Genomic DNA, 3,140 nt, shown 5'->3' with positions numbered 1-3,140 from the left:
GTACCGGATTCGCTGCTGTCCCAGGACCGCTACTGGCAGCACACCGCCGGCACCTGGCTGCTCGACATGGGCATGCTCGCCGCACTCTCGGTGTTCTGTGGCGGCTTCGTTCGCTGGAAGATCCGCCTCCGGCGCTGACCGCTACCCGGCGGGGCGCGTCCACATCCGGGTCACGGGGTCGCATTCGAGCAGGTGCCCGTCGTTGGAGGTCGTCATGGCGAACGCCGGAAGCCCCGGCCGGTCACAGGAGCTTCCGGCGGCGTGCACCCCGTTCGTGATGGGGGCCCTGGCCCAGGCGTTGCCCTCGCACACGATCTGCTCGTTGTTGGTGGGGTCGTAGGCCAGCTTGTCGATGTCGCCGCACCGTCCACCCAGGACGGGCGGGGCCCCCGACGGCGCCGGCGGGCTCGCGGCGCCGGCCACCCGGGTGGGGTCGGCGAGGTGCACGCCCGGCGGCACGTCACCGACCCGGGTGGCCACCACGGGCACCCGCACGACCGCTCCCCGTGCGCCGCAGTCGTTGCCGAGCACGGTCTCGGTGACCGTGCCGCGCAGCGTGCCGTCGGCCTGCGGCGCCAACGACCAGGCGATGGTCTCCTGCTGGGTCGCCCCGGTTCGCCCGTCGGGCTGGGTGCAGCCGACCCGCTGCTGCTGCGGGGTGCCCTGCCAGTAGCCGCCGACGAAGCGCAGCGTGTCGGTGTGACCGCCGTCGGTCGTGGCGGGGATCTGGTGGGTGGCGTCGTCGAGCCGAGTCGCGGTGGCCGTGCACCCGTTGGTGGTGCACGCCGAACGGAAAGCCCACCAGTCGGTGTCGGTCCCATCGTGGCGGATCGGGATGCCGTTGGCGGTCTGCTTGCCGTGGTCGTAGCTCAACCGGTAGGTGCCGTCGAGCGCCGGCCCGCCGGTTCTCGCGGCCGGCGCGGCGCCGGGCGCCGGCCCGGCCGGTTTGGCGGCCAGCGCCGGGCTCGTCGGCGGGCCCTCCGGCTCGAAGGAGTACAGGACCGACCAGGTCGCCGCCACCGCGATCAGCACCGCGCAGACCAGCGCGGCCGCCCACCGGGCTCGTGAGGAAAACCGGTGACTCGTGGCCGCGACGGCGGCGAGGGGCCCCGGCCGCCGGGCCGGCGCGAATTCGCCGGACGCCCGCACGCCGGCGGCCTTGTCGACGCGCTCGGCGACGGCGGCGGCGAACGCCCGGCACCGCTCGAACCGCTCTTCGGGCCGCTTGGCCAGGGCCGTGCGGAACACCTCGTCCAGGTACGCCAGCTCCGGGCGGGCATCGCCGAGCCGGGGCGGCGCCTCGTGCAGATGCTGGCCGATCACCGCGATCGGGTTGGGGTGCCGGAACGGCGGCGCGCCGGTGAGCAGGTGAAAGGCCGTGGCCGCCAGCGCGTATTGGTCGGCCCGGCCGTCGATCTTGGCGCCGGTGAGCTGTTCGGGCGCGGCGTAGGCCACCGTGCCCACCGCGACGTTGGTCGCGGTGATGCCGCTGATGTCGCCCAGGTGGCGCGCAACGCCGAAGTCCGCCAACAGGATTCGGAGTTCTTCGGCCTCGGGATGGGTGAGCAGGATGTTGGCGGGTTTGACGTCGCGGTGCAGCAGGCCGCGGTCGTGGGCGTAGTCGAGTGCGCCCGCGACGGCGTGCAGGATCGCGCACACCTCGTCGATCGGCATCCCATTCGGGTGCCGCTCTCTGACCAGCCGGGCGGCATCGGTGCCCTCCACGTAGTCCATGGAGATCCACAGCCGACCGTCGAATTCGCCGCGGTCGTGCACGCCGACGATGTGCGGGTGCCACAGCGTCGCGGCGAGATCGGCCTCCCGGCTGAATCTCTCGCGGAACTCACCGTCCGCGGTGACCGCTTCGGCGAGGACCTTGATGACGTCGCGGCGCGGCAGCCTCGGATGCAGCGCCAGGTAGACCTCGGCCATCCCGCCGGCACCCAGCTGCCGCAGGATCGTGTAGCCGGCGAACGGCTGCCCACCGCGCACGGCCGGACGCGACCCGCCTTCCTCGCCCGCCCGCCCCGCCGCAGGGGTGGCGCCGATCGGCGGGGTGCGGCGCAGCAGCTGCGCGACGCTCCCCGACGGCAGCGAGTGAAAGCCCGCGCGCAGGGCCGCACGGGCCTGCCGCGGGCCGCTCAGCAGCCGTCGCCCGGCGTCGAGCCGCCGGGTCGTTCCCTTGTCCATCTGCGCCCTCCCCTCATCACCGGGCAGCCCGCCGCCCCGAGGAATCGTTGTCCGGTATCGACATTGCGGCGCGCCCCACGCACGCATCCTGCCGAGCCTTCGTGGGCGGTTAGTCGCAGCAAGCTATGAAACAGCTATGAGTGAGGGGCCCGGAAACAAAGCGAAGTCACAGCCGCGTCCGGCCGAAGCACCCCCGGCCCGCACCGATACTTGAGTGGTGAGTCCACCCGCCCCGCCCGTCCTGACGGTTCGGCACGAGGAATCCCGGCTGACGTTCGCCGCCGGCGCGGAAGTGGTGGTCGGGCGTGACGCCCACGCCGATGTGCGGATCCCCGACCCGCGTATCTCTCGCGCGCACCTGATCCTGCGGTTCGACCGGGGCCGCTGGCTGGCGATCGACAACGGTTCGCTGAACGGCACGTACGTCAACGGCTACCGGATGCCGGTCGTCGACATCCACGATGGCCAGAGCATCCACGTCGGCAACCCGTGGGGGCCGAGGCTGACGTTCGCGATCGGACCGCAACTGGGCCGCGCCGGCCGCCCTGGCCGGCGCGCGCCGATGCGGGACGCGGGGCCGCCCACCGTGGCCTGGTCGGTGACCGACCGCACTCCCCCCGCGCGGCGGGTGCCGCCGCCGCCGGAGGAGGTGACCGTCGTCGACGCCGGGCCGGCGGAAAGCGCCGCGGCGGACCGCCGGCAGCCGACGCCCCCGGCGGAGCTCACGGTGATCAACGCCGGGACCGCCGACGTCTCGGGTCTGGCGACGCGGATGGTGCAGGTCCTGGCTCCGCGCGGGCCGGGAACGCACGGTCCGCAGAACCGCGCCGGGGCGATCACCGTCGGGCGGGCGGCCGACAGCGACGTCGTGGTTCCCGACGTGCTGGCCTCTCGCCACCACGCGACGCTGACCCGGACGCCGCTGGGCACCGAGATCCACGACCACAGCA

2 protein-coding genes are annotated in these 3,140 nt (G+C 73.7%); one reads left to right on the top strand and one right to left on the bottom strand.

Annotated elements, in window-relative coordinates; translation table 11 throughout:
• Window positions 1–141: 141 nt before the first annotated feature.
• The gene (locus AC2VOR_RS05580) at window positions 142–2,190 is read right to left on the bottom strand and encodes a serine/threonine-protein kinase (RefSeq protein ID WP_369738904.1); all 2,049 of its coding nucleotides are present in this window, start codon (window positions 2,188–2,190) and stop codon (window positions 142–144) included.
• 214 nt (window positions 2,191–2,404) lie between these two features.
• Between AC2VOR_RS05580 and AC2VOR_RS05575 the strand changes: the two genes are divergently transcribed.
• Window positions 2,405–3,140: FHA domain-containing protein (locus AC2VOR_RS05575; RefSeq protein ID WP_486963350.1), on the top strand; the 736-nt coding region annotated here is incomplete at its 3' end.

This window comes from Mycobacterium sp. TH-M103 (assembly GCF_057473785.1).
The sequence above is the reverse complement of the archived record's forward strand: the minus strand, read 5'-3'. Positions and strand labels throughout refer to the sequence as shown.